We start from the raw sequence: 23,687 nt of genomic DNA, 5'->3' as shown, positions 1-23,687 counted from the left end.
AGAACCCGGAGCACCGAACCCCAATGAACCACCCATACAGGCAGGACCCCGCCATCCTCCGTGGCATGACCCAGCGCCGGCTCGGCAGGCGCGACGCCTTCCGGCTCGCGGGACTGTCGGCCGCCGGGCTCGCCCTCGCCGCCTGCGGTGTGCAGGGCAAGGGCACCGCCCGGCCCACATCCTCCGCCCAGGTGCAGTCCGAGGTGGAGAAGTTCTGGTCGGGCAAGGCGAAGAACGGCCACGTGAACTTCGCCAACTGGCCGCTCTACATGGACCCCAAGAAGCCCGAACTCAAGGAGTTCACCAAGCGCACGGGGATCACGGTGACCTACAAGGAGGTCATCCAGGAGACCACGAGCTGGTACGCCAAGATCCAGCCGCAGCTCGCCGCCGGCCAGTCGATCGACTACGACCTCATGGTCTTCACCAACAGCGTCCAGCTCACCCAGCTCATCAAGCTCGGTTACCTGGTGCCGCTCGACCACGACCGGCTGCCGAACTTCACCAAGAACGTCGGGGCGCGGTACACCCAGGAGTCCTTCGACCCGGGCAACGTCTTCACCGTCCCGTGGGCGTCCGGGATGACGGGCATCGCCTACAACCCGAAGTACATCGACACGCCGCCGACGAGCTACTCGGCCCTGTGGGACCCGAAGTACAAGGGCAAGGTCGGCATGATGGCCGACTCGCAGGAGATCGCGAACTTCGCGATGTTCGCTCTCGGCATCGACCCGGACAAGTCCACCCCGGCCGACTGGGAGAAGGCGGCCGCGAAGCTCACCGAGCAGCGCGACTCGGGAATCGTCCGGAAATATTACGACCAGTCGTACATCGACCCGCTGGCCAAGGGCGACATCTGGATCTGCCAGGCGTGGTCCGGTGACATCTTCCAGAAGAACCTCTCCGACGGCACGGACCTGAAGTTCGTGATCCCCCAGGAGGGCGCCACGATCTGGACCGACAACTTCATGATCCCGAGGACCGCCGCCAACCCGGTCGACGCGATCGCGCTGATCGACTTCTTCTACGAGCCCGACATCGCGGGAAGCCTGGCGGAGTACATCAACTACGTCACGCCGGTCCCGGCGGCCAGGGACGCCATCCTCGCCGACGCGGCCAAGGCGTCCGGGGCCGACAAAAAGACCCTGCAGATGATCGCCGACAGCCCGCTGGTGTTCCCGAGCGACGACGACTACGCCAAGCTGCGAACCTACGTGACCTTCGACAACAGCGAGGAGCACAAGAAGTTCGAAAGCATCTTCCAGCCCATCACCACGTCATGAGCAGGCTGAGGGCGGCGCTCACGCCGTACGCGCTGATCTTCCCGGGCGGTCTCTGGCTCGCGATCTTCTTCGTCGTCCCGATGATCGTCATGCTGTCCCTGTCGCTGCAGTCGGGCAGCGTCGAGGACGGCTACGCCTTCACCTTCAACTGGCACTCGTACGCCGACGGGCTGGCGAACTACCACGACCAGATCATCCGGTCGCTGCTCTACGGCCTCGCCTCGACCGTCCTGCAGATCGTCATCGGCTTCCCGGTGGCGTACTGGATCGCGTTCAAGGGCGGCAGGCACAAGTCGGTCTACCTGTTCCTGCTGCTGCTGCCGTTCCTGGTGTCGTTCGTGCTGCGGACGATCTCCTGGCAGTTCCTGCTGTCGGACAACGGCATCCTGCTCGGCCCGCTGAAGGACATAGGGCTGCTGCCGGAGGGCTTCCGTGTCCTCGCCACGCCGTTCGCCGTGATCGGCGGCCTCGCGTACAACTTCCTGCCGTTCATGGTGCTGCCGATGTACGTGGCGCTGGAGCGGATCGACCCGCGCGTCCTGGAGGCGGCGCAGGACCTGTACGCGAGCCGGTTCCAGACGTTCCTGCGCGTGGTGCTCCCGCTGTCGCTGCCCGGCGTCTTCGCCGGCGTGCTGATGACGTTCGTGCCGGCGACGTCGGACTACGTCAACGCGTCCGTGCTCGGCGGCACGAACACCACGATGATCGGCAACGTCATCCAGAACCAGTACCTGGTGACGCAGGACTACCCGACGGCCTCGGCGCTGTCGTTCACGCTGATGGCGCTGCTGCTCGTCGGCATCTTCGCCTACGCCAGGGCGCTGGGCACCGACGACGTGCTGGAGGTGGCGGCCCGATGAGACAGGGTCTGCTGAGGGGGCGCGGCCTCCAGATCTACACCTGGCTGGTGGTCGCCTGGCTGGTCGTGCCGATCGCGGTCATGATCCTGTTCGGGTTCAACGACACGCACGGCCGCTACAACACCGCCTGGCAGGGCTTCACCCTCAAGTGGTACGGCAAGCTGTTCGAGATCGGCGACCTCACCCAGGCGCTGGTGAACTCGCTGCTCATCGCCGTGCTGACGATGATCATCGCGGGGGTGCTCGGCTCGCTCATCGGGCTGGCGCTGGGCCGTTACCGCTTCCGCGGGTCGGGGACGATGAACGTCGTCATGTTCGCGGCCATCTCCTGCGCCGAGATCGTCATGGGCGCGTCGCTGCTGTCGCTGTTCGTCACGCTCGCCGTGCCGCTCGGGTTCTGGACGATCGTGATCTCGCACGTCATGTTCTCGATCTCGTTCGTGGCCGTGACCGTGCGGGCCCGGGTGATGACCCTCGACTCCTCGCTCGAGGAGGCCGCCCGCGACCTCGGCGCGGGACCGTGGACGACGTTCCGCCTGGTCACCCTTCCGATGATCTTTCCGGGTGTGCTGGCCGGGTCGATGCTGGCGTTCGCCCTGTCCATCGACGACTTCGTCATCACCAACTTCAACGCGGGCGGGACCGTGACGTTCCCGCTGTGGATCTGGGGAGCCACCCGCGTGGGCATCCCGCCCCAGGTCAACGTCATGGGCACGCTAATCTTCGCGGCCGGTGTGCTGATCGCCGTGGTCAACGCCCTCATGGCCCGCCGCCGGAACTGACGACACCCTGTAAGAACCTGTGAGATCCCCGGGATCTCGAGGGGAAGTGAAATGTGTGAGTCCGCAGAAAGCTCTCGCTGACGCGGAGCGCAAACCGTACTGGCTGGACCGGCCGATCGCACCCGAGGCGCTGCCCCCGTTGACGGGAGACGTCACGGCGGACCTCGCGGTGGTCGGCGGCGGCTTCACCGGCCTGTGGACCGCCCTGATGGCCAAGGAGCGCGACCCCTCGCTCGACGTGGTCCTCCTGGAGGGCCGCGCCGTCGGGTGGGCCGCCTCCGGCCGCAACGGCGGGTTCTGCGCGGCGAGCCTGACCCACGGGCTCGGCAACGGGCAGGACCGCTGGCCCGCGGAGATCGCGACGCTGGAACGGCTCGGCCGGGAGAACCTCGACGAGATCGAAAGCACGCTCACCCGGTACGGCGTCGAGTGCTCCTTCGAGCGGACCGGTGAGCTGCAGGTCGCCACCGAGGAATGGCAGCTCCCGGGGCTCGACGAGGAGGTGAGCGCGGCGGCCTCGCTCGGCCTGCCGCTGGAGCGGCTCGACCGCGAGCAGGTGCGGGCCGAGGTGGACTCCCCGACGTACCTCGGCGGCGTGTGGGACCGGCAGGGCGTCGCCATGGTCGACCCGGCGCGGCTGGCGTGGGGGCTGCGCGACGTCTGCGTGCGGCTCGGCGTGCGCGTCTTCGAGCACACGCCGGTGCGCTCCCTGCACGACGACGGCATGGCGCTCGAACTCGGCACGCCGAAGGGCCGGGTCAGGGCCGGGCGGGTGGCGCTCGGCACCGGCGCCTTCCCGCCGCTGCTGCGCCGGCTCAGGCACTTCCTCGTGCCGGTGTACGACTACGCGCTGATGACCGAGCCGGTGCCGGACCATTTGCTGGCGGAGATCGGCTGGCGGAACCGCCAGGGCATCGGCGACTCGGCCAACCGGTTCCACTACTACCGCCTGACCGACGACAACCGGATCCTGTGGGGCGGCTACGACGCCGTCTATCACAACGGCGGCCTGGTCAGACCGGAGTACGACCAGCGCGACGCCACCTTCGAGAAGCTCGCCACGCACTTCTACGAGACGTTCCCGCAGCTCCACGGTCTGCGCTTCACCCACAGGTGGGGCGGGGTCATCGACACCTGCAGCCGGTTCAGCGCCTTCTTCGGCACCGCGTACGGCTCGCGCCTCGCCTACGCCGCCGGATACACCGGCCTCGGCGTGGGCGCGACCCGGTTCGGGGCCAATGTCATGCTCGACCTGCTGCAGGGCCGGGTGACCGAGCGTACGGACCTGCGCATGGTGCGGGAGAAGCCGATGCCCTTCCCGCCCGAGCCGGTGCGGTCCGGCGTCATCCAGCTCACCCGCTGGGCCATCGCCCGGGCCGACGAGCACGAGGGCCGCCGCAACGCCTGGCTGCGCACCCTCGACGCCCTCGGCGTCGGCTTCGACTCCTGAGGATGCGCGGGCCGCGGTTCCCCTCCGCCGTGCGGACCGGAGGGGAACCGCGACCTGCCGTAGGGAAGGCCGGTCGGCTCAGATGCCGGTGACCCTGAGGACGACGCGGTAGTCGTAGTACGTCTCGTCGGTGCCGCTGATCTTCTGCGAGGGGAGGTCCACCCACTCGCCGACATCCAGGGTGTCGCAGTCGGACCAGTCCGCGGTGGCGCTGCCCAGCGAGGTGCCGGAACCGGCGGCCGGAGGCGTGACCTCACGCAGGTTGAAGGACGCGGAGTGGGTCGGGTCCACGATCGTTGTCGGGTCCTCGAAGTCCGACCCGTAGTCGGTGTCGCCCGCCGTCATCGTCGAGTACTTGGAGTTGACGCGCGGGAAGAGGTTGCCGTCCACGCGGAAGCGGAGTTCGTCCCGTCCGTCTTTCTCGTCGAGGTTGCCGGCGTAGATGGAGTTCAGCTCCACGGCGCAGGCGGTCGCGGCGGTGACGGCGTGGGCGGGGGTGGACACCCCGGCGGCCGGCGGCCAGGCCGAGGCCGGTGACGAGTGTGCGAATACGCATGAGGATTCCCTCGGTTCTCGATGTGCTCGCGGCCTTCGCTCGCCGATGACGCGCATCTGTGCCGCCCCCGGCGCACGCTCGTACTCACCGCCCGCGACGCGGTCGGGGACCGCGTCGCGGGGCTGGACGCGGGCGCCGACGACTACCTGGTCAAGCCGTTCCACTTCGCCGAGCTGGTGGCCCGGCTGCGGGCGCTGGGCCGGCGCGGAGACCAGCACGGCTCGCTGCTGCGGGGTGGGCGACCTCGAACTCGACCCGGTCACCCACCGGGCCTGGCGGGCGGGCGCCGAGCTGGAGCTGACGTCGCGCGAGTTCGCCCTGCTCCGTTACTTCATGCACCACCCCGGCCGGGTGCCGTCGGCCGAGGACCTGCTGGAGCACGTGTGGGACGCCAACGCCAACCCCTTCACCACCTCGGTGCGGGTGATCCTCAGCCGGTTGCGCAGGAAGCTCGGCGACCCGCCCGTCATCACCACCGTCACCGCCGCCGGTTACCGGCTGGAGGGACCGCGACGTGCCCGGTACCGGCCTCGGCCTGCCCATCGCCCGGCAGATCGCCCGGGCCCACGGCGGCGACCTCACCGTCACGTCCGGGACTTCCGGCGCCCCGGGCTGCGCCTTCCGTCTCACCCTGCGCCGCCCGCGCGGGCCGGACGCCGGGCTCATGGCCGGGGGAGGAAGGCGAGCAGGGCCTCGGTGAGGGCCTCAGGGGCTTCCTCCATCATGTGATGGCCGGTGTCGAGGGCGTGACCGGACAGGTCGGCGGCCCACGGCCGCCACACACCGAGGACGTCGTGGTCGTAGAGCTCCGCGAGGTCGTCCCTGGCGCCCCACAGGACGAGCAGGGGGCTCGTGATGCGCCGTCCGGCGGCTCGGTCGGCGTCGTCGGCGGCGCGGTCCACGCCCAGCCCGGCACGGTAGTCCTCGCACATCGCGTGCCGCACCCGGGGATCGGCTGTCGCCGCGGCCACGTCCGCGTGGTTCTCCCGGCCCATCCGGGCCGGGTCGAGCGTGTACCAGGCGTCCAGGTCGGCGGCGATCAGCCGCTCGGGCAGCGGTGCGGGCTGACCCATGAAGAACCAGTGATACCAAGCCTGGGCGAACCGGGCGTCACAGCGGGCCAGTGCCTCACCGATCGGTACGTCGCCGAGGATGACGACGTGGTCCACGCGGTGCGGATGGTCCAACGCGAGGCGCTGGACGACGTAGCCGCCGCGGTCGTGGCCCACGGCGTGGAACCGCTCGTGGCCGAGTTCCCGCATCAACGCGACCAGGTCGCCGGCCATGGCGCGCTTGCCGGCCTGGGAATGGTCCGGCTCGTCGGGAGGCGCCGTCGACCGGCCGTAGCCGCGCAGGTCCGGGCAGACGACGGTGTATCCGGCGGCCGCGAGAGCGGGCGCGACCAGGTGCCAGGTGGTGTGGGTCCTCGGATGCCCGTGGACCAGCAGCACTGCGGGTCCCCGGCCTCCGTGCCGCACCCGGAGACGCACGTCCCCGACCTCGACATAGCTGAGTTCGAATCCGGCGAACATGGCACGTGCCCCTGCCCGTGGCGCCCCGGGGAAATCGCACGGGCACGCCATGAGCGCCGGGTTCGGCCCCTAAGACCGGGGGACGATCTCGCGCTGCGGGGTCCCCAGCCACTGCGCCACGCCCAGCAGCCGCCGGTAGTGCTCGACCAGCTCCACCCGTGTCGTCAGGGGGTGAGCCAGCGGAGGGGGTTGTCGTGCGTGATCAGGCGCAGGGTGCCGTCGTCCACGCCGGCTTCCCGCAGGGCCGGGACGACCGACGAGAACAGCCGCCCGTAGCCCTGCCCGCCGTAGCCGGACAGGTGCTCCCGCAGGCGTACGCCGCTGCTGAGCAGGACGCGCTCGGCGTGCCCGGCGTCGAGGAGGGTGAGGACGTCCTCGGCGTCGTCCACGCTCACGTACGCGCCGGTCTCGGCGATCTTGCGCTGGGCCAGCGGGTCGCCGGTGCGGGCGGCGAGACGCCCGGCGGGAACGTTCTGCGAGAGCAGCAGCTCCAGCAGCTCCAGACCGCCCGTCGCGACCGGGAGGTCCGTGCGCAGTGAGGCGCGGGCGGCGGCGGTGACGGCCCGCTCCTCGGCGGGGGTGGGCGCCTCGTCCCACGAGGCGGTGACGATGACCCCCGGCCGCGCGCCCGTCCCGTCCAGCCCGGCGCCGATCTCGTGCAGCAGATCGGCGGTCAGGTCCTCCACGCCGTATCGCGTGATGGCCTCACCCGCGAACGGCTGCGCCGCGAAACCGGTGGCGGCCACGATCGGCACTCGCGAGGCCATCGAGATCCGGGCGAGCGCGGCGGGGTCACGCGCCATGCCGATGCAGCTGTGCTCCACCACGAGGCCCAGCGCCTGCTCCCTGCCGAGGTGCTTGACCTCGGCCAGCACGTACCGCTCCTCGTCCAGCCACCGGCAGGGATCGGAGTCCACGCCGACCCCCCAGCGGGTGTCGGTGCGCAGATGCTCGTACGGGAGCACCGGCCCGTCGATCTCGGAGACGGGGACGGCGCCCGTGACGGTCTGGATTCGAGGGAAATATGCGCCGGACATGAACGGACATTAACCGATTTTTTGCCTAAACTGCTCCTGAATCACGTGATTCTTTACCCGGGAGGCGTGGGCGGGGTCAGCTCATCGTCTTGCCGCCGTTGACGGCGAGCCGCTGACCGGTGACGAAACGGGCACCGGGAGAGGCGAGGAACGCCACCGTCTCGGCGATGTCCACCGGCGCGCCCATGTGCCCCAGCGGGACGTCGCGCAGGTAGTCGGTGTAGTCCTCCGGGGGGACGTCCGCGTGGCGCTCCACCGGGATCCAGCCCGGCTCGACGGTGTTCACGGTGATCCCGTACGAACCCAGCTCGCGGGCCCACGACCGGGTGAGCCCGTGCATCGCGGCCTTGGCCGCGACGTAGTGCCCGAACTCCGCGTTGCCGAGGTCGGCGACCTCGCTGCCCACGTTGACGATCCGGCCGGTCCCGGCCTCGCGCATGCCGGGCAGCACGGCCTGCAGGATCAGCAGCGGGGCCTTGACGAAGAAGCGGAGCTGGCCGAGGTGGTCCTCCCAGGTCTGCTTCTCCACCGGCATCAGCGGCTGCGGGCCGGTGGCGTTGTTGACGACCACGTCGACGTGCCCGATCGCGGCCACGCCCTCCCGTACGGACTCCTCGTCGGTGACGTCGAACCGGGCCGGCCGGGCCGATCCGCCGGCGGCGGTGATGCGGTCGACGACGGCGGAGGCCCCGCCCGTGTCGTTGGCGTAGTTGACGGCGACGTGCCAGCCGTCCTTGGCGAGCCGTTCGGCGATGACGGCGCCCAGGCCTCGTGAGGCGCCCGTGACCAGTGCGGTACCCATGACAAGCGTGCCTATCACAGATCGCGTGGGGCAGGATGGTGACCATGGATGAGATCGCCGCACTGGTGGACCGGGCCGAGATCGTGGACGTCGTCACCGCCGTCTTCGATACCGTGGACGCCAAGAACTGGCCGGTGTGCCGGGAGCTGTTCGCCGGCGAGGTGGACGCCGACTTCACCAGCCTCAACGGCGGGGAGCCCGCGCGGATCAGCGCCGAGACCCTCGTGGACGGCTGGCGGACCGGCCTGCACGCCCGTAAGCAGAGCTTCCACACGGTGAGCAACTTCGCGGTGACCGTGGACGGCGCCGAGGCGCACGTGACCACCAAGGGCTACGCCTACAACCTGCTCGACGCCGCGCTGGGCGGCGGCATGTTCGAGGTGTGGGGCGTCTACCGGCTCCGGCTCGTACGGCAGGCCGAGGGGTGGAAGGTCGTGGCCTTCGCGTTCGACGCCTGGCACACCCGCGGCGACGAGGCGGTGCGCACCCACACGCTGGAGGGCTAAGCGGTGATCGCCGGGGCCTCGGTGTGCAGGCGCCGCAGGACCCGGCGGAACGCCCAGACCGACCCGAGGAAGGCGAGGCCGGTGACGACGGCGACGGCGGCGGTGCGGATGATCAGGTAGTCGCCGATCGACTCGTGCAGCAGCAGCCAGATGCTCATGGCCGAGTTGACCAGGAGCACGAACGCCCAGAGCAGGGTGATCCGGGCGAAGAAGGTGCGGACGCGCTCGTGCCGCAGCACGAACGACGGCAGGTGGATGTAGTCGAGCGTGAGCCGCTGGACCAGCGGGCGGCGCATCCGCACCGACGCCAGGAGCACCATGCTGATGCAGATCGTGCCCAGTTCCGGCTGGATGAAGTAGAGGACGGGGCTGCCGGTCCACAGTCCGATCACGGTGCGGAAGGTGATCGCGATCGTCGCCATGATCATCGTCCCCGGAACGGGCTGACGCCGGACGAGCCGCCACAGGACGCCCAGGTAGACCCACGACACCGCGGCCATCAGCGCGCCGCGCAGGCCGAGCACCGCGAGAGCCGCGTAGAAGACCACGAGGGGAGCCACCACGCCTTCGAGGAGCCGGGGCACCGCCTGCTTGATCAGTGCGGTGAGCCGTGGCAGTGCGAAAGGCGTGTGGTTCATGGCAACTCCAACGGGCCGGCAGGGGAGACCGACGCTGTGGTTGGGCAACGCGCCTACCCGGACATCGCGGGCGGAAACGCCCGAGGGCAGGCTCTTTGTCGGTGGCTCACGGTACCCGACGGCCGCCCCTGCGGGGCCCGAATGCGCGGGGCCGATCGCTGGGTCATAACGGTACGGCATGGCCGCACCCGGCTTACGAGCTCGCGGAAACCCCTGGTCAGCGCTTTGCCGATGGCCGCGGGGCGCTTTCCCCGGCGCGCGGAGAGCGCGGGTTACTTTGACGGCATGGACTCAGGTTTCGGCTACTTCGCAACAGATGATGCGGTTCGTCCGGATGCCTTGGCCCGGCTCGTCGAGCAGCGCGGCCACACGGCGCTGCTGTTCACCGAGCACACGCACATCCCGGTGCCGCCGGACGGTCAGACGCCGAAGGACGAATGGGGCGGCGACCTGCCCCGGCGCTACTGGCACAGCTACGACCCGTTCGTCGCCTCGATGGCCGCGGGCGCGGCGACGACCCGGCTGCGCGTGGGGACGGGCATCTGCCTGGTGCCCGAGCACGAGCCCATCGGCCTGGCGAAGACGGTGGCGAGCGTGGACAACCTGACCGGCGGGCGGTTCGAGTTCGGCGTCGGCGCCGGATGGAACCGCGAGGAGTTGCGCCACCACGGCGTCGACCCGGCCCGCCGCTTCGCCGTCATGCGCGAGCGCGTCCGGGCGATGCGGGAGATCTGGACCCGTGACGAGGCCGAGTTCCACGGCGAATTCGTGTCCTTCGACCCAATCTGGTCATGGCCCAAACCGGCGCAGAAGCCATACCCGCCGATCCTGGTGGGCGGCGTCGGGCCGCGCGTCTTCGACCGCGTGCTCGCCTACGGGGACGCGTGGCTGCCCAACTACGGCCCTGGGATCCTCGATCGCGTTCCCGAGTTGTTCCGGCGGGCCGAGGAGGCGGGCAGGCAGGTCGAGGTCCTGATGCTGTCCGCGCCGGCCGACCCGGGCGCGCTGGAACAGTGCGAGAAGGCCGGGGTGTCCCGGGTCATGGCCTGGCTGCCCTCGGCCGGATACGACCGCGTCCAGCGGGCGATGGACGCCTTCGAGGGCGCTCTCGCCGACCTGCACGGGGAGTGAGCGTCGTTCAGTTCAGCGTCGCGGTGGCCAGTTTGGCGCCGAAGCCGAGGAAGAGCGCGCCGACCCCCGAGGTGAGCCCGGCGGACAGCTTGCGGCGCTGCCGGAAGTGGCTCGCGAGGAACGTGCCGCCGAAGATGAGCGTGCTCAGGTAGGCCACGCTGAAGACCTGCACGATCAGCGCGAGGATCAGGAACGACAGCACCGGCGCGCCGTACGACGGGTCCACGAACTGCACGAAGAACGCCACGAAGAACAGGATCGCCTTGGGGTTGAGCAGGCTGATCGTGAACGCCTTGCGGAACGGGTCGCCCGCCGCCGGGATCGCCGCCTCCACGGCCTCCACGGCCTGCGCCGCCTCCGTGACCTGGGCCGGGGCCCCTGCCCGGGAGGCCCGCAGGGAGCGCCAGGCGCCGCGCAGCATGCCGAAGCCGATCCACGCCAGATAGACCGCGCCCGAGTACTTCACGATCGAGAACAGCACGGGCGTCGACTTCAGCAGCGACGCGACCCCGGCGGCCGACAGGAACATGAGGACCGAGTCGCCGGCGAAGACCCCGGCCGCCGCGCGGTAACCCTGCCGCACGCCACGCTGGGCGGCGGTGGACAGCACGAACAGCGAGTTCGGCCCCGGGAGCAGGATGATCAGAAACGAGCCGACGATGTACGTCCAGATGTTGGTGATCCCGAAGAACAACCCTGCCTCCGTAAAGCGCGATAAGTCAGGGTATAGCTCTTCACGGTCTGTGGTCACGGCAGGGTGCGGGACCGAAGATTCCTATTGACCCTATGGGTAATAAGGGACAATCCTTGAGTCCATGACGCTGTGGAAGCCCGATCCGACCTTCTACCCCTCGCCCCGCGACGCCGCCGAGGCGCCGCCGGAGAAGCTGGCCTACGTGGCCGCCTTCGACCGGTCGGCCCAGCGGCCCGACGCGCTCGCCGTCCTCGACACCGATCCCGCGTCCCCGGCGTACGGGACCGTGGTCGGCTGGACCGACCTGCCGCACACGGGGGACGAGCTGCACCACTTCGGCTGGAACGCCTGCAGCAGCGCGCTGTGCCCCTACGCGCCGCACCCGCACGTCGAGCGGCGCTACCTGATCGTGCCCGGCCTGCGGTCGTCGCGGATCTACGTGTACGACACCAAGGACCGCGTCAGCCCGGAGCTCGTGAAGGTCATCGAGCCCGAGGAGCTGGGCAAGCGGGCCGGCTACTCCCGCCCGCACACCGTCCACTGCGGCCCCGAGGGCCTGTACGTCAGCGCGCTCGGAGGGTACGGCGACGACGGGCCCGGCGGCATCGCCATCCTCGACCACAACTCGTTCGAGGTCCTGGGCCGGTGGGAGGTCGACCGCGGCCCGCAGTACCTCGCGTACGACTTCTGGTGGCACATCAACCACGACGTCCTGGTCACCTCCGAGTGGGGCACGCCGTCCATGGTCGAGGACGGGGTGGTCGGCGAGCTGCTGCTCGGCCGCAAGTACGGCCACAAGATTCACTTCTGGGACCTGCGCAAGCGCAGGCACGTCCAGGAGGTGGACCTCGGCGACCAGCACCAGATGACGCTGGAGCTGCGCCCCGCCCACGACCCGACCAAGACCTACGGCTTCGTGGGCGTCGTGACCAGCGTCGAGGACCTGTCGGCCTCCGTGTGGGTGTGGCACAGGGACGGCTCCCGCTGGGCGGCGGAGAAGGTGATCACGATCCCGGCCGAGCCGGCCTCGCCGGACGACCTGCCCGACGTGCTCAAGCCGTTCGGCGCGGTGCCGCCGCTGGTCACCGACATCGACCTGTCGGTCGACGACCAGCGGCTGTACGTGTCGTGCTGGGGCACCGGCGAGCTCAAGCAGTACGACGTGTCCGACCCGTTCAAGCCGGTCGAGCTCGGCTCGGTCCGCCTCGGCGGCATCGTGCGGCGCGAGGCGCACCCGGCGGCGCCGGACGAGCGGCTCGCCGGCGGGCCGCAGATGGTCGAGGTGAGCCGCGACGGCCGCCGGGTCTACGTCACCAACTCGCTGTACGGAGCCTGGGACGACCAGTTCTATCCCGACGGCGTCGGCGCCTGGATGGCGAAGATCGACACCGAGTCGTTCACACTGGACGAGAGGTTCTTCCCGCACGGCGACGACTTCCGCGGCCTGCGCCCGCACCAGACCCGGCTCCAGGGCGGCGACGCGTCCTCCGACTCCTACTGCTACCCGTGACCCTGACCGCCGTCATCCTGCTCGGCGCCTTTCACGGGATCAATCCCGCGATGGGCTGGCTGTTCGCCGTCGCGCGGGGGTTGCAGGAGCGCAGCCGCGACCTGCTGCTGCAGTCGCTGCCGGTCATCGCGCTGGGCCACCTCGTGTCGGTGGCCCTCGTGGTGGCCGTCGTGTCGGCGACCGGGTCGCTGGTGACGGCCACGGCCCTCGCGATCGGGGCGGGAGTCGTGCTCGTCGGGTTCGGCCTGTGGCACCTGCTCGCCCGGCGGCACTTCCGCTGGGTGGGCATGCGGCTGTCGCTGCCGCAACTGGCCGCCTGGTCGTTCCTGATGTCGTCGGTGCACGGCGCGGGCCTGATGCTGCTGCCCGTGCTGACCCGCATGCCGGCGAGTCACCACGGGCACGCCCTGTCGGGCGGCATGCTCGTCGCGGGCGTGCACACGCTCGCGATGTTCCTCACGGCGACCGTCGTCGCCGTCGTCGTGTACGAGTTCCTCGGCGTCGCCGTCCTGCGGCGGGCCTGGTTCAACCTCGACAGGATGTGGGCGTTCGCACTGCTGGGGGCGGGCGTCTTCACCCTGGTCGGCGCCGTCTGAGACAGCCGCCTGAGGCGGCCGGGGCGTGGGGCGCCGTGCGGCCGCCCGGCGCCCGCGCCGGCACGGCACCGGCAGTCTCGCCACCGGGGGCGGGGGGTGAAACTTGCAGAGAAGGGCGACACCATGGGTAACCGCAGGTGATGCCGCTGGAACGCGCCCACCTGCGACATGAGGCACGCATAATCCGGGCTTAAGACTGCGCTGCTTGTCGGTCCGGCGGTGACGTCACTACGCTCCCGCGGCATTCCTCTTCTCGCCTCCGTGCCTCGCCGCGGAGGCTCGTCACTGTTCGGAGCCCACCATGGGAGCGATCACGCGTGGCGCCTTCACCGTCGTGGTCCTGAGCGCCCTGCTGTCCTCGTTGTTCGTCGCCTGGTACGGCCCGGCCCGCGCCACCGAGACCGGCACGACGGCCGTCAGCGAGGCCAGGTCACGGGTCGTGGCACCGCGGGCCGCCCCCGCGCCGGCGCGGGCAGCGGTCGCCCCCGCGCAAGCGGGCACCGCGCAAGCCGCAACCGCACAAGCAGCCACGGCGCAAACAGGCACGGCGCAAGCAGGCATGGCGCAAGCAGGCATGGCGCAAGCGGGCACCGCGCACGCCGCGACCGCGCACGCCGTGACGGTGCAGAACGCCGTTCCCATGCCGGAGGTGACGGTCACGGTGACCGTCACGCCGTCGCCGTCCCCCTCGCCGAGCCGCATCAGGGTCGGGTACGTCGCGCAGCGCGGCGCGTACGGCGCCACCTCCACCGTGCGAGACCTCGAGACCGGCGGGCTGGCGGGCAGGCTGACCCACGTCCTCTACGCGTTCGCGAACATCGACCCCGGATCGCTGACCTGTCTCACCGGGGTCACCCGGCCGCTGGCGCCCGACCCGAACGACCCCGACCAGGGCGACGGCGCGGGGGACGCGTGGGCCGACTACCAGCGTGGCTTCACGGCCGCCGAGTCGCTGGACGGCGTGGCAGATCCCCCCGATGCCCCGCTCGCCGGAAACTTCAACCAGCTGAAGAAACTGAAGGCCCGCCACCGCGGCCTGAAAACGCTGGTCTCGATCGGCGGCTGGACGTATTCCAAGTACTTCTCCGACGTCGCGCGGACCGCCGCCAGCCGGCAGAGGTTCGTCAAGTCGTGTCTCGACGCGTACATCAGGGGCGACCTGCCGGGCGTCGACGGCAGGGGCGGGCCGGGCAGCGCGGCGGGCGTCTTCGACGGGATAGACATCGACTGGGAGTGGCCCGGCGGCAAAGGGCACCTGGGCAACCACACCGGCGTCGACGACAGGCGGTCCTTGACGGCCCTGCTGGCCGAGTTCCGCGCGCAACTCGACGCGCTCGGCGCGGCCACCGGCCGCCACTATCTGCTCACGGTCTACCTCCCCGCCGACCCGGACCGCATCGATGCCGGGTTCGAACTGGAGAAGCTGGTCGGCCTCGTCGACTTCGTGAACGTGCAGAGGGACGGCCGGCACGCCGTGCGCGAGGGTGCCGTCCTGCGCTGATCCGGCGTCGCCCCGCGCGGGCCCTCCGCTGACCCGCGCTGCCTCGGCACGCACTGCCCCCGGTTCTGCCCCGCCTGGCCCCGGCCTCGGCACGCACTGCCCCGGCTCTACTGCCGCTGACCTCGCTTCGCCGCGGCGCGCCCGCTCGCCGCCTGCGCCCGACGCGCGGCGGCTGCGCCGTGCCCGATGAGACTCGCCAGTGAGCGTGTGGGGGACAGAACCGCCTTAACGGACAGCCAGTCGACCCTTAACGCGCGCATAACACGTCACCGCGTGCCGACCGGCGATGACAAAGTTCGTTAAGAACGCTGTCGAATTGGGTCTTGTGGACGCGCGACCGCGAAGCTACGATCCGTACAACTCTTAGGAAACTTTCCTAAAAGAACGACCCGGGAGCCGACGATGGCCCTTCCTCACCTCTAGCCTCTCCATCCCCGCGTCCCGTCACCAGACGCCCTTGAGTGCCGTACGGCCGGTGCCGTTCTGATCGGCCGCCTCCGTCAGGCGCCGGCCGTACGGATTCCATGACCTCCCCGTTCACCCCCCGACAGAGGTTGTGTCCATGCAGATCAAGCACGTCTGGCGTGCGCTCGCCGCGATGGCCGCACTCGCGCTCGCTCTCGTCGCGCTGCCCGCCGAGGCCGCCACGGTCAAGGCCGTCTTCTCCGCCGACTCCGACTGGGGCTCCGGCTACCAGGGCCGCTACACCGTCACCAACACGGGGACCACCGCGCTCTCCGGCTGGACGGTCGAGTTCGACCTCCCCGCCGGCTCGACGGCCGGGTCCTACTGGGACGCGCTGATGACGCGTTCCGGCGACCACTACACGTTCAGGAACCGCGAGTACAACGGCGGCCTGGCCCCCGGCGCCTCGGCGACGTTCGGCTGGGTCAACAGCGGGCCCGGCAGACCGGTGAACTGCCGGCTGAACGGCGGCCCGTGTGACGGCGTCACGACCTCGCCGTCCCCGTCCCCGAGCGCATCCCCCAGCACGTCTCCCAGTCCGCCGCCGCCCGCGCCCGGCGCCCTGCGCACCGCGCCGTACGTGGACATGGGCGCCTGGCCGACCCCGAGCCTGAGCGCGATGGCCGCGGCGTCCGGCCTGAAGAGCTTCACTCTCGCGTTCGTCACCGCGTCGGGTTGCAAGGCGATGTGGTTCAACGCGTACGACCCGCGGCAGAAGTGGGCGAAGGACCAGATCGACGCGATCAGGGCCGGCGGCGGGGACGTCAAGGTGTCCTTCGGCGGCGCGACCGGCATCGAACTCGCGCAAGCGTGCACGGACGTGAAAGCGCTGGTCACCGAGTACGACGCCGTCGTCAGCGCCTACGACCTGAAGTACATCGACCTCGACATCGAGGGATCGGCGGCGGCCGAGCCCGCGTCCATCGCCCGCCGCTCCCAGGCGCTCGCCCGGCTGCAGCAGGCCCACCCCGACCTGAAGATCTCCCTCACGCTGCCCGTCCTGCCGAACGGCCTGACCGCCGACGGTCTCAACGTGGTGCGGTCCGCCCGCGACGCCGGGGTCAGGCTCGACGCCGTCAACGTCATGGCCATGGACTACTACCAGTCCGTCGACTACGGCGACGCGGCGGTCCAGGCGGCCGGCAGCACCTTCGCGCAGCTCAAGAGCCTGTATCCCAGCCTGTCCGACGCCCAGGTGTGGCGGATGGTCGGGGTCACGCCCATGCTCGGCCAGAACGACGACGGCCGGATCTACAACCAGGACGACGCCCGTCAACTGGTCGCCTTCGCCAAGGACAGGCACCTCGGCCTGCTGGCCTTCTGGGAGACGACCCGCGACCGCAACGCCTGCACCGGCGCGCTCTACTCCTGCACCAACGTCCCCCAGGCGCCCTACGAGTTCTCCAAGATCTTCGCTTCGTACACGGGATGACGCACATGAAGAAGCTCATCGGCCTCGGCGCGGCGGCGTCCGTCGCCTTCGCCGGCCTGCTCACGGCGACGTTCACCGGCCCGGCCCGTGCCGCGAACATCGCCGCCAATCCGGGGTTCGAGTCGGGCCTGTCGGGCTGGACGTGCGCGTCCACGGCTCAGGCGGTGTCGAGTCCCGTCCACGGCGGGTCGAGGGCCCTGTCCGCGACCCCGGCCGGCAGTGACTACGCCCGGTGCGAGCAGACGATCACCGTCAAGCCGTTCACGACGTACGCGCTGTCGGCGTGGGTGCGGGGGAACTACGTGTTCCTGGGCGCGACCGGCGCCGGCGTGAACGCCCAGACATGGGCGTCGCCGGGAGCGTCCTGGTCGCAGTTGTCCACGTCGTTCACGACGGGGTCGTCCACCACGAGTGTGACGATCTACGTCAACGGCTGGTACGGCCAGGGCGCCTACTACGCCGACGACGTCGTCCTCGACGGCCCGGGCGCCCCGCCCTCGCCGTCCCCCTCTCCGTCGGCGTCACCCCCGGCGAGCCCGTCGCCGTCCCCGTCGCCGTCCGTCTCGCCCACGCCCCCGCCGCCGGGCGGGAAGCGGCTCATGGCGGGCTACCTGCACGCCTCGTTCGCCAACGGCTCCGGCTACGTCCGGATGGCCGACGTGCCCGCGGCATGGGACATCATCGACCTGGCCTTCGGCGAGCCGACCTCGCCCACCTCCGGCGACATCCGGTTCACCCGCTGCCCGGCCACCGAGTGCCCGAACGTCGAAAGCGACGCCGATTTCGTCGCGGCCATCCGCGCCAAGCAGGCGGCCGGCAAGAAGGTGCTCATCTCGATCGGCGGCCAGAACGGGATCGTCCAGCTCACCACAACCGCCGCCCGGGACACGTTCGTCCAGTCGGTCGCCGCGATCATCGACAGGTACGGCCTGGACGGCCTCGACATCGACTTCGAGGGCCACTCGCTGTCGCTGAACCCCGGCGACAGCGACTTCCGCAACCCGACCACTCCGGTGGTCGTGAACCTCATCTCCGCGATCCGGTCGCTCAAGGCCAGGTACGGCGCGAAGTTCACGCTCACCATGGCCCCCGAGACGTTCTTCGTCCAGCTCGGCTACCAGTTCTACGGTCCCGGCCGGAACGGCACGGCCGACGCCCGCTCCGGGGCGTACCTGCCCGTGATCCACGCACTGCGTGACGACCTCACGCTGCTGCACGTCCAGGACTACAACTCCGGGCCGATCATGGGCCTCGACAACCAGTACCACACGATGGGCGTGGCCGATTTCCACGTCGCCATGACCGACATGCTGCTCACCGGCTTCCCCGTGGCCGGTGGCGCGACCTTCCCGCCGCTGCGTCCCGACCAGGTCGCGATCGGCCTGCCCGCCGCGCCGTACGCCGGCAACGGCTACACCACGACGGCCGAGGTGCAGAGCGCCTTCGGCTGCCTGGCGAAGGGGACCGGCTGCGGCGCCTACCGGCCGCACGGCGTCTTCCCCGGCCTGCGCGGCCTCATGGCCTGGTCCGTCAACTGGGACAAGTACACGGGCTCCGAATTCTCCCGCTCCCACAGGGCGTATCTCGACGCCCTGAAGTGATCCCCCCACCCACCCCCCAACCACCATTGCGAGGAAGAATGCAGCTTCGCTTCGGTACGGGCCGGCACGCCAGGGCGTTGGTCGCCCTGCTGGCCTCCCTCCTCCTGGCCGTCGCCGGACTGGTCGCGGGAACGGCCGCGTCCGCCTCGGCGGCCCCGAACAGCGTGGTCATGCTGGCCTACCCGGCCTGGGCCCCGAACACCTGGTACGCCGTCGGCGCCCGGGTGACCTACAACGGCGCCGACTACGAGTGCATCCAGGCGCACACGTCCCTGACCGGCTGGGAGCCGCCGATCGTCCCGGCGCTGTGGAAGCAGGTCAGCGGCGGCACCCCGTCGCAGAGCCCGTCGCCGACGCCGCCGTCCGGCGCGCCCGGCAAGCCGGGCAACCCCAGCGTCACCGGCACCACGAACGCGTCGATCTCGCTGTCCTGGTCCGCGTCGAGCGGCACCGTGACCGGCTACCGCGTCTACGAGGGCACCTCGGTCAAGGCGACGGTCGGCGGCACCAGCGCCACGATCTCCGGCCTCGGCACCTGCACCAGCCACACGTACACGGTCAAGGCGTACAACTCGAACGGCGAGTCCGCGGCGAGCGGGGCGGTGACCGGCACGACCACGGGCTGCCCCCAGAGCGGCGGCAAGCTTCCCGGCGCGCCGTACCTGTACGAGGGCTGGGGCAACCCGCCGAACCCGGCCACGGTCATGAACGCCACCGGGGTCAAGCAGTTCACGATGGCCTTCATGCTCTCCGGCGGCGGCTGCACCCCGGCGTGGGACGGCTCCCGCCCGCTGTCCGGCAGCCCCGACGCCACCGCGATCTCGCAGATCAAGGCCGCGGGCGGCAACGTCCAGATCTCCTTCGGCGGCTGGCAGGGCAACAAGCTCGGCCCCAACTGCGCCAGCTCGTCGGCCTTCGCCTCGGCCGTCCAGCAGGTCATCAACGCCTACAACCCGGCCGCGGTCGACTTCGACATCGAGAACAGCGACGAGTTCGAGAACGAGGCCGTCCAGGACCGGATCCTCGGCGGACTGAAGATCGTCAAGCAGAACAACCCGAACGTCAAGGTCGTCGTCACCTTCGGCACCAGCACGACCGGCCCGAGCTGGTGGGGCACGCGGCTGATCAACCAGTCGAAGGCGCTCGGCGTCGACATCGACAACTACACGATTATGCCGTTCGACTTCGGCGGCGGCGCGAACATGTACCAGAACACGGTCAACGCGTCCGAGGGCCTGAAGAACGCGCTCAAGGCGGCCTGGGGCTGGAGCGACGCCCAGGCGTACGCGCACATGGGCATCTCGGGCATGAACGGCCTGTCCGACCAGCAGGAGCTGACCTCGCTGTCCACCTGGACGCAGATCCGCGACTGGGCCAAGTCGAAGGGGCTGGGCCGGCTCGCCTTCTGGTCGGTCAACCGCGACCGCGGCTGCCCGGGCGGCGGCGTGGTGTCGAACTGCAGCGGCATCGCGCAGAACGACTGGGACTTCACCCGGGTCACCGCGGGCTTCTGACCCGCGTCCTACCCACGGTAAGAGGGACCCGGCCACGGCCCGCCGGGCCGGATCCCTCGCCGTCGCCGCGCGGCGCCCGGGACGCGGGCGCGCGCCGCTTCGAGCCGGGCGCCCATGAGCAGGCGGCCGGTCCGGCGGGGACGACCCCCCTATCCGCCGGACCGGTCGCCTCCATGCGTCGGGGCGAGCAGGCCGATCAGCATTCCGACGATCACGGCCACGGCAAGGGTGATCCACAGGCGAATTTTCATCGAAGTCTCCTGGATGTAACGCTCCGTGGTCACAATACCTCGAATCGTGACGGATCGCGACGGTGCGGTCACCGAATCGGGGATCGAGTCGCCTGTTGTGCCCTTCGTCAGGCAGTCTTGGCACCGTCATGGAATACGCGATCCCCACCAGCATCGTCCTCGTCGCCGGCGTCGCGCTCGCGCTCGTCGCCCAATGGAAGGGCTGGCGGCCATCCCTGGCCGTCACGCTCACGCTCGGCATCGCCGTACGCGTGCTGATCATGGTTCTGTCGGCCAAGGACAGCCACTGGCAGCCGGTCGACTACGTCAACAGCTTCCAGCCCGCCGGCGAGGCGATCCGGGAGGGCCGCGACCCGGTGCTCGAGAGCAACGGCGGATGGCACTTCCTCCCGACGATCCCGTACATGTACGGGCTGCTGCTGTGGCTCGGCATCCCGTGGGAGTACGCCGGACGCATCGTCACGGTGGTCGCGGACGTCGTGCTGATCCCGCTGGTCGGCAAGCTGGCCGGGGGCCGGACCGAGAAGCTGCGCGCCTTCCAGTACGCCTGCAACCCCCTCGCGATCCTCGTCGCCTCCGTGCACGGCCAGGTCGAGCCGGTCTCCCTGGTCTTCGCCGTCGCGGCGTACGTCGTGGCGCGCGGCCCGGGCGACTGGCGGCGGCCGGTGCCGCTGCCGTGGGCCAGGGTGCGGCTCGCGAACCGTGACCTGCCGCTGCCCTGGATCCCGCCGGGCGAGATCGTGCGGCGCATCGTGCGCCCGTCGGAGGAGGACCGCGCGGCGACGGGCCGGGCCGTGTGGGCGGGCCTGCTCATGGGGCTCGCGCTCTGCGCGAAGAGCTGGCCGGTGATCCTCGTGCCGGCCCTGCTCATGTTCCTGCCGGGGCTGCGCAGCCGCCTGGTCTCGCTGGTCGCCGTCGGCGTCTCGCCGGTGTTCTTCCTGCTGACGCTCCCGATCGGCGGCTGGACGGAGTGGCGGCAGCTGCCCGAGGTGCTCAACACCATCGGGCTGCGGCCCAGCGACGTCCGTCCGATCACGGGCGACTGGGGCTGGACCGCCCTGGTCAGCGGCGGCAACTGGAACCTCGACCCGACCCCGGCGAGGATCGGCCAGTACATGATCTACGCTGCGATCGTCGCGTGTCTGATCTGGTGGCGCAGAGCCGACCCGGTCGACGTCACGATCGCCATCCTGCTGTCCTTCATGATCTTCACGCCGCGTCTCGGCGCGCAGTACCTGCTGTGGTTCATGCCGTTCCTGGTCGCCCGCCCCACCCGCTGGGCCTGGCCCGCGATCCTCGGCAGCTCGCTGTGGGCGGCGATCGGATACATCGTGCTCACCCAGTTCCACGGGGCCAAGTGGGGTGAGCTGCACGCGCCGTGGGCGATCAGCTCGCTGGTGCTGTTCCCGCTGCTGATCGCGGCCATCCCGTGGCGGCGCAGGGACACGGAGACCGCACCGGCGCCAAGCCCGGAGGAGAAGGAGACTGTTCCCGCCACCTGAGCCCGCGCCCCTCCCACGCGCGGGAGGGGCAACTCAGGTCACGATGAGGCGGACCATGTGACCGTGGCTCGCGAAACCGGGCGGGTCTCCGTCGAGCACTCCGGTCACGCACTCGAACACGCCCGGCGCGGCCTGCCGTACGAAGAAGACGGTCTCGGCGATCGCCGACAGCAGCCGTATCACGTCACGATGCACGTGGACGCCCTCCCTGTCGCCGGCGAGTGACACCGTCACCTCGTACACGCCGTCGTCGAGCAGGCGTTCGCCGGTCAGCAGCCACTCCGGCCCACATGCCCGGCGCAGGTGGGGGAGCAGGTGCGCCTCGGGTTGCTCCGTCACCCATCCGTCCCGTGCCATCGCATCCAGCAGGGCGGAGACCTGTGGCTCCATCGCCGAGGCGTCCGCGATCCCGGTGAACCGCTCGTCGTTGTCCCATCGCCGCATGGTCCGACCCTAAGCCGGAGCGCCGCGCGGCACCCCGCGAAAGGTCCCGTGTCGAGGACAGTCCGACGGCCCTCGGGCAGGCGTTTGCCAGAAACGTCCCTCATGGTCGCTGGCGTCTCCGCCCGCACCGCTGATCACGGGCGGCCGGACCGCCTCACCGAGGCTCGGACTGCTCCGGCTGTGGGTCGGCGCTGGACGCCTGGGCGCGTTCCGGCAACCGCCCGGAGATGAGCGCGGCGGCCCAGGTGCCGTTCGGATCGCTGTCGACGAGCAGGGCACGCACGAGCAGGCTCAGCGGAATCGCCAGCAGCGCGCCGAGCGGCCCGAGCACCCACGCCCAGACGATCAGCGAGAGGAACGTGGCCGTGGTCGACAGCCCCACGGCGTCGCCCAGGAACTTCGGCTGGATGAACGACTGGATCACCACGTTGATCGCCATGTAGGCCACGATCACCAGCAGCATGGTTTTGGGCCCGCCCTCCAGCAGCCCGAGCAGCGCCGGCGGGATGAGGCCCAGGATGAAGCCGATGTTGGGGATGTAGTTCGTGATGAGGGCGAGCACTCCCCACAGCAGGGGGAGCGGCACGTCCAGTACGTACAGCGCGGTGACGTCCAGGACCGAGCAGACGAGGCCGAAGACGGTCGAGACGATCAGGTAGCGGCGGGTCTTGTAGGTGAAGGTCTTGAGCGCGCGCGCGAGCGCGGGCCGTTCGGCCGAGGCGGCGTCCACGATCCGGGCGAACACGGGGGCGTCGAGGCTCATGGCCAGCAGCAGCACGACGATCAGGAACAGGCTCGACAGCACTCCCAGCAGGCTGCTCAGCACGCTCTGGGCGACGCCGATGAACTTGCCGGGATCGAGCGACGAAAGCGCCTTGTTGAGCTGCTCGCTGCCGTAGCCCAGGCCCGCCGCCCAGTGCTGGAGGTCGGCCACCATGGCGTTGAACTGGACCGCGTACGTGGGGGCCAGGATGGCGAGCTGCGCGGCGGCGAGGCTGAGGACCGCGACCATGCCGAGCAGGACCAGGAGCACTACGGCGAGCGGGACGGCGACCTGCAGCCACACCGGGGCCTTACGCCGGGCCAGCCAGGCGCGCACCGGGGAGACGGCGATGACGAGGGTCAGAGCCAGGACGACCGGGCCGACGATGGAGCCCACCGCCTGGACACCGGCGAGAGTGATCACCGCGGCGGCGGTGCCGGCCAGCACGAGCAGGGCGCGAGGTAACCCCTGTCGAATCACGTCCCGTTCCTACCCCTTCTTCTTGGCAAGGCTGCGCAAGGTGGATCAAGTCCTAGCACGTACGGCCCTCTACCCCTGTGCACGTGCGCGAGTCGTGACGGGAATGAAGCCCGGGGTCGATGCCGTTGGAGCGCAGGCACAGGCGCAGAACTTCCATCTGATGGGTGACCTGCGGGAATAGGTCTCCGGGCCGGTGCGTTGGAGCTTAGCCGGGCCAAGCTGTCGGCAGGCCCTGGTAATCTTGTGGTGTCGGCGCGGTTCGGCGCACTCCTCTTCGATCACTTCGGTGGTTGTGTTGGCTGTGCGCGGGCTGGTCGCCGGTGTCCTTCTCTCTTTCCGGGTTGTCTGGGTCGGTGG

General features: G+C 70.3%; 22 protein-coding genes and 1 pseudogene. 15 read left to right on the top strand and 8 right to left on the bottom strand.

What is annotated here, in order from left to right; translation table 11 throughout:
- Nucleotides 1–65 precede the first annotated feature (65 nt).
- From HHX41_RS38500 to HHX41_RS38485, 4 genes are read left to right on the top strand one after another with little or no spacing between them, the layout of a single operon-like run.
- A complete protein-coding gene (locus HHX41_RS38500; RefSeq protein WP_182909885.1) occupies nucleotides 66–1,283 on the top strand; it encodes a spermidine/putrescine ABC transporter substrate-binding protein in 1,218 nt (405 codons plus the stop codon).
- Nucleotides 1,280–2,143 carry an ABC transporter permease gene (locus HHX41_RS38495; RefSeq protein ID WP_169981907.1) on the top strand — a complete coding sequence of 288 codons (864 nt, stop codon included), beginning with the start codon at nucleotides 1,280–1,282 and terminating at the stop codon, nucleotides 2,141–2,143. Before HHX41_RS38500 ends, HHX41_RS38495 begins: the two co-directional genes overlap by 4 nt.
- On the top strand, nucleotides 2,140–2,925 hold the full coding sequence (locus HHX41_RS38490; protein ID WP_169981906.1) for an ABC transporter permease: 786 nt from the start codon (nucleotides 2,140–2,142) through the stop codon (nucleotides 2,923–2,925). The genes HHX41_RS38495 and HHX41_RS38490 overlap by 4 nt, the downstream gene beginning before the upstream one ends.
- A 55-nt stretch (nucleotides 2,926–2,980) precedes the next feature.
- Nucleotides 2,981–4,375, top strand: a complete 1,395-nt coding sequence (locus tag HHX41_RS38485; RefSeq protein WP_169981905.1) for an FAD-binding oxidoreductase — start codon at nucleotides 2,981–2,983, stop codon at nucleotides 4,373–4,375.
- Nucleotides 4,376–4,453: 78 nt separating this feature from the next.
- On the opposite strand, the gene HHX41_RS38480 is transcribed toward HHX41_RS38485, so the two are convergent.
- Nucleotides 4,454–4,879, bottom strand: a complete 426-nt coding sequence (locus HHX41_RS38480; protein ID WP_182909884.1) for a hypothetical protein — start codon at nucleotides 4,877–4,879, stop codon at nucleotides 4,454–4,456.
- Between HHX41_RS38480 and HHX41_RS42555 the strand changes: the two are divergent.
- Nucleotides 4,818–5,420, top strand: a pseudogene (locus tag HHX41_RS42555) (winged helix-turn-helix domain-containing protein); the annotation flags it as partial. The gene HHX41_RS38480 and the pseudogene HHX41_RS42555 overlap by 62 nt on opposite strands.
- 25 nt (nucleotides 5,421–5,445) lie before the next feature.
- Entirely contained in the window at nucleotides 5,446–5,631 is a 186-nt protein-coding gene (locus HHX41_RS42550; RefSeq protein ID WP_396795884.1) for an ATP-binding protein, read from the top strand.
- Here HHX41_RS42550 and HHX41_RS38470 read toward each other — a convergent pair.
- The 3 genes from HHX41_RS38470 to HHX41_RS38460 all read right to left on the bottom strand — a co-directional run bounded on the left by HHX41_RS38470 (nucleotide 5,594) and on the right by HHX41_RS38460 (nucleotide 8,302).
- Entirely contained in the window at nucleotides 5,594–6,463 is an 870-nt protein-coding gene (locus HHX41_RS38470; RefSeq protein WP_182909883.1) for an alpha/beta fold hydrolase, read from the bottom strand. The genes HHX41_RS42550 and HHX41_RS38470 overlap by 38 nt on opposite strands.
- Before the next feature lie 164 nt (nucleotides 6,464–6,627).
- Nucleotides 6,628–7,500 carry an aryldialkylphosphatase gene (locus tag HHX41_RS38465; protein WP_182909882.1) on the bottom strand — a complete coding sequence of 291 codons (873 nt, stop codon included), beginning with the start codon at nucleotides 7,498–7,500 and terminating at the stop codon, nucleotides 6,628–6,630.
- Between the two features lie 76 nt (nucleotides 7,501–7,576).
- The gene (locus HHX41_RS38460) at nucleotides 7,577–8,302 is read right to left on the bottom strand and encodes an SDR family oxidoreductase (RefSeq protein WP_182909881.1); all 726 of its coding nucleotides are present in this window, start codon (nucleotides 8,300–8,302) and stop codon (nucleotides 7,577–7,579) included.
- A 44-nt stretch (nucleotides 8,303–8,346) separates the two neighbouring features.
- Here HHX41_RS38460 and HHX41_RS38455 point away from each other — a divergent pair, with 44 nt between their 5' ends.
- Complete coding sequence (locus HHX41_RS38455; protein ID WP_182909880.1) at nucleotides 8,347–8,808, top strand: nuclear transport factor 2 family protein; 462 nt, start codon at nucleotides 8,347–8,349, stop codon at nucleotides 8,806–8,808.
- Here the strand turns inward: HHX41_RS38455 and HHX41_RS38450 are convergent.
- Nucleotides 8,805–9,446: a VC0807 family protein gene (locus tag HHX41_RS38450; RefSeq protein ID WP_169981897.1), complete on the bottom strand. Its 642-nt coding sequence runs from the start codon at nucleotides 9,444–9,446 to the stop codon at nucleotides 8,805–8,807. The genes HHX41_RS38455 and HHX41_RS38450 overlap by 4 nt on opposite strands.
- 285 nt (nucleotides 9,447–9,731) lie before the next feature.
- Between HHX41_RS38450 and HHX41_RS38445 the strand changes: the two genes are divergently transcribed.
- Nucleotides 9,732–10,577 (top strand): LLM class F420-dependent oxidoreductase, encoded by an 846-nt coding sequence (locus HHX41_RS38445; RefSeq protein WP_169981896.1) that lies wholly within the window; start codon nucleotides 9,732–9,734, stop codon nucleotides 10,575–10,577.
- Between the two features lie 7 nt (nucleotides 10,578–10,584).
- Here HHX41_RS38445 and leuE read toward each other — a convergent pair whose 3' ends face one another.
- Entirely contained in the window at nucleotides 10,585–11,271 is a 687-nt protein-coding gene (gene leuE / locus HHX41_RS38440) for a leucine efflux protein LeuE (RefSeq protein ID WP_182909879.1), read from the bottom strand.
- Nucleotides 11,272–11,392: 121 nt separating this feature from the next.
- On the opposite strand from leuE, the gene HHX41_RS38435 reads away from it, so the two are divergent.
- The 7 genes from HHX41_RS38435 to HHX41_RS38405 all read left to right on the top strand — a co-directional run bounded on the left by HHX41_RS38435 (nucleotide 11,393) and on the right by HHX41_RS38405 (nucleotide 21,643).
- Complete coding sequence (locus tag HHX41_RS38435; protein WP_169981894.1) at nucleotides 11,393–12,781, top strand: selenium-binding protein SBP56-related protein; 1,389 nt, start codon at nucleotides 11,393–11,395, stop codon at nucleotides 12,779–12,781.
- Nucleotides 12,778–13,377 carry a hypothetical protein gene (locus HHX41_RS38430; RefSeq protein ID WP_169981893.1) on the top strand — a complete coding sequence of 200 codons (600 nt, stop codon included), beginning with the start codon at nucleotides 12,778–12,780 and terminating at the stop codon, nucleotides 13,375–13,377. Before HHX41_RS38435 ends, HHX41_RS38430 begins: the two co-directional genes overlap by 4 nt.
- Before the next feature lie 301 nt (nucleotides 13,378–13,678).
- Nucleotides 13,679–14,878, top strand: coding sequence for a glycoside hydrolase family 18 protein (locus tag HHX41_RS38425; RefSeq protein ID WP_220504817.1), 1,200 nt, complete (start codon nucleotides 13,679–13,681; stop codon nucleotides 14,876–14,878).
- Nucleotides 14,879–15,440: 562 nt separating this feature from the next.
- Nucleotides 15,441–16,775 carry a cellulose binding domain-containing protein gene (locus HHX41_RS38420; RefSeq protein WP_182909878.1) on the top strand — a complete coding sequence of 445 codons (1,335 nt, stop codon included), beginning with the start codon at nucleotides 15,441–15,443 and terminating at the stop codon, nucleotides 16,773–16,775.
- A 5-nt stretch (nucleotides 16,776–16,780) separates the two neighbouring features.
- On the top strand, nucleotides 16,781–18,376 hold the full coding sequence (locus tag HHX41_RS38415; RefSeq protein WP_182909877.1) for a chitinase: 1,596 nt from the start codon (nucleotides 16,781–16,783) through the stop codon (nucleotides 18,374–18,376).
- Nucleotides 18,377–18,414: 38 nt separating this feature from the next.
- Nucleotides 18,415–19,890, top strand: coding sequence for a carbohydrate-binding protein (locus tag HHX41_RS38410; RefSeq protein ID WP_182909876.1), 1,476 nt, complete (start codon nucleotides 18,415–18,417; stop codon nucleotides 19,888–19,890).
- 379 nt (nucleotides 19,891–20,269) lie between these two features.
- Nucleotides 20,270–21,643, top strand: coding sequence for a hypothetical protein (locus tag HHX41_RS38405; RefSeq protein WP_182909875.1), 1,374 nt, complete (start codon nucleotides 20,270–20,272; stop codon nucleotides 21,641–21,643).
- A gap of 33 nt (nucleotides 21,644–21,676) precedes the next feature.
- Here the strand turns inward: HHX41_RS38405 and HHX41_RS38400 are convergent, their stop codons facing one another.
- Complete coding sequence (locus HHX41_RS38400; RefSeq protein WP_169981886.1) at nucleotides 21,677–22,087, bottom strand: hypothetical protein; 411 nt, start codon at nucleotides 22,085–22,087, stop codon at nucleotides 21,677–21,679.
- A gap of 154 nt (nucleotides 22,088–22,241) precedes the next feature.
- Nucleotides 22,242–23,330: an AI-2E family transporter gene (locus HHX41_RS38395; protein ID WP_182909874.1), complete on the bottom strand. Its 1,089-nt coding sequence runs from the start codon at nucleotides 23,328–23,330 to the stop codon at nucleotides 22,242–22,244.
- Between the last annotated feature and the right edge of the window lie 357 nt (nucleotides 23,331–23,687).

The organism is Microbispora sp. H13382 (genome assembly GCF_014161445.1).
Classification (GTDB): domain Bacteria; phylum Actinomycetota; class Actinomycetes; order Streptosporangiales; family Streptosporangiaceae; genus Microbispora.
This window is presented reverse-complemented; position numbering and strand designations above follow the sequence as displayed.

Coding starts and splice junctions, on each gene's coding strand:
- HHX41_RS38500 (WP_182909885.1), top strand. CDS start 66: ATGACCCAGCGCCGGCTCGGCAGGCGCGACGCCTTCCGGCTCGCGGGA.
- HHX41_RS38495 (WP_169981907.1), top strand. CDS start 1,280: ATGAGCAGGCTGAGGGCGGCGCTCACGCCGTACGCGCTGATCTTCCCG.
- HHX41_RS38490 (WP_169981906.1), top strand. CDS start 2,140: ATGAGACAGGGTCTGCTGAGGGGGCGCGGCCTCCAGATCTACACCTGG.
- HHX41_RS38470 (WP_182909883.1), bottom strand. CDS start 6,463: ATGTTCGCCGGATTCGAACTCAGCTATGTCGAGGTCGGGGACGTGCGT.
- HHX41_RS38465 (WP_182909882.1), bottom strand. CDS start 7,500: ATGTCCGGCGCATATTTCCCTCGAATCCAGACCGTCACGGGCGCCGTC.
- HHX41_RS38460 (WP_182909881.1), bottom strand. CDS start 8,302: ATGGGTACCGCACTGGTCACGGGCGCCTCACGAGGCCTGGGCGCCGTC.
- HHX41_RS38455 (WP_182909880.1), top strand. CDS start 8,347: ATGGATGAGATCGCCGCACTGGTGGACCGGGCCGAGATCGTGGACGTC.
- HHX41_RS38450 (WP_169981897.1), bottom strand. CDS start 9,446: ATGAACCACACGCCTTTCGCACTGCCACGGCTCACCGCACTGATCAAG.
- HHX41_RS38445 (WP_169981896.1), top strand. CDS start 9,732: ATGGACTCAGGTTTCGGCTACTTCGCAACAGATGATGCGGTTCGTCCG.
- HHX41_RS38435 (WP_169981894.1), top strand. CDS start 11,393: ATGACGCTGTGGAAGCCCGATCCGACCTTCTACCCCTCGCCCCGCGAC.
- HHX41_RS38425 (WP_220504817.1), top strand. CDS start 13,679: ATGGGAGCGATCACGCGTGGCGCCTTCACCGTCGTGGTCCTGAGCGCC.
- HHX41_RS38420 (WP_182909878.1), top strand. CDS start 15,441: ATGCAGATCAAGCACGTCTGGCGTGCGCTCGCCGCGATGGCCGCACTC.
- HHX41_RS38415 (WP_182909877.1), top strand. CDS start 16,781: ATGAAGAAGCTCATCGGCCTCGGCGCGGCGGCGTCCGTCGCCTTCGCC.
- HHX41_RS38410 (WP_182909876.1), top strand. CDS start 18,415: ATGCAGCTTCGCTTCGGTACGGGCCGGCACGCCAGGGCGTTGGTCGCC.
- HHX41_RS38405 (WP_182909875.1), top strand. CDS start 20,270: ATGGAATACGCGATCCCCACCAGCATCGTCCTCGTCGCCGGCGTCGCG.
- HHX41_RS38400 (WP_169981886.1), bottom strand. CDS start 22,087: ATGCGGCGATGGGACAACGACGAGCGGTTCACCGGGATCGCGGACGCC.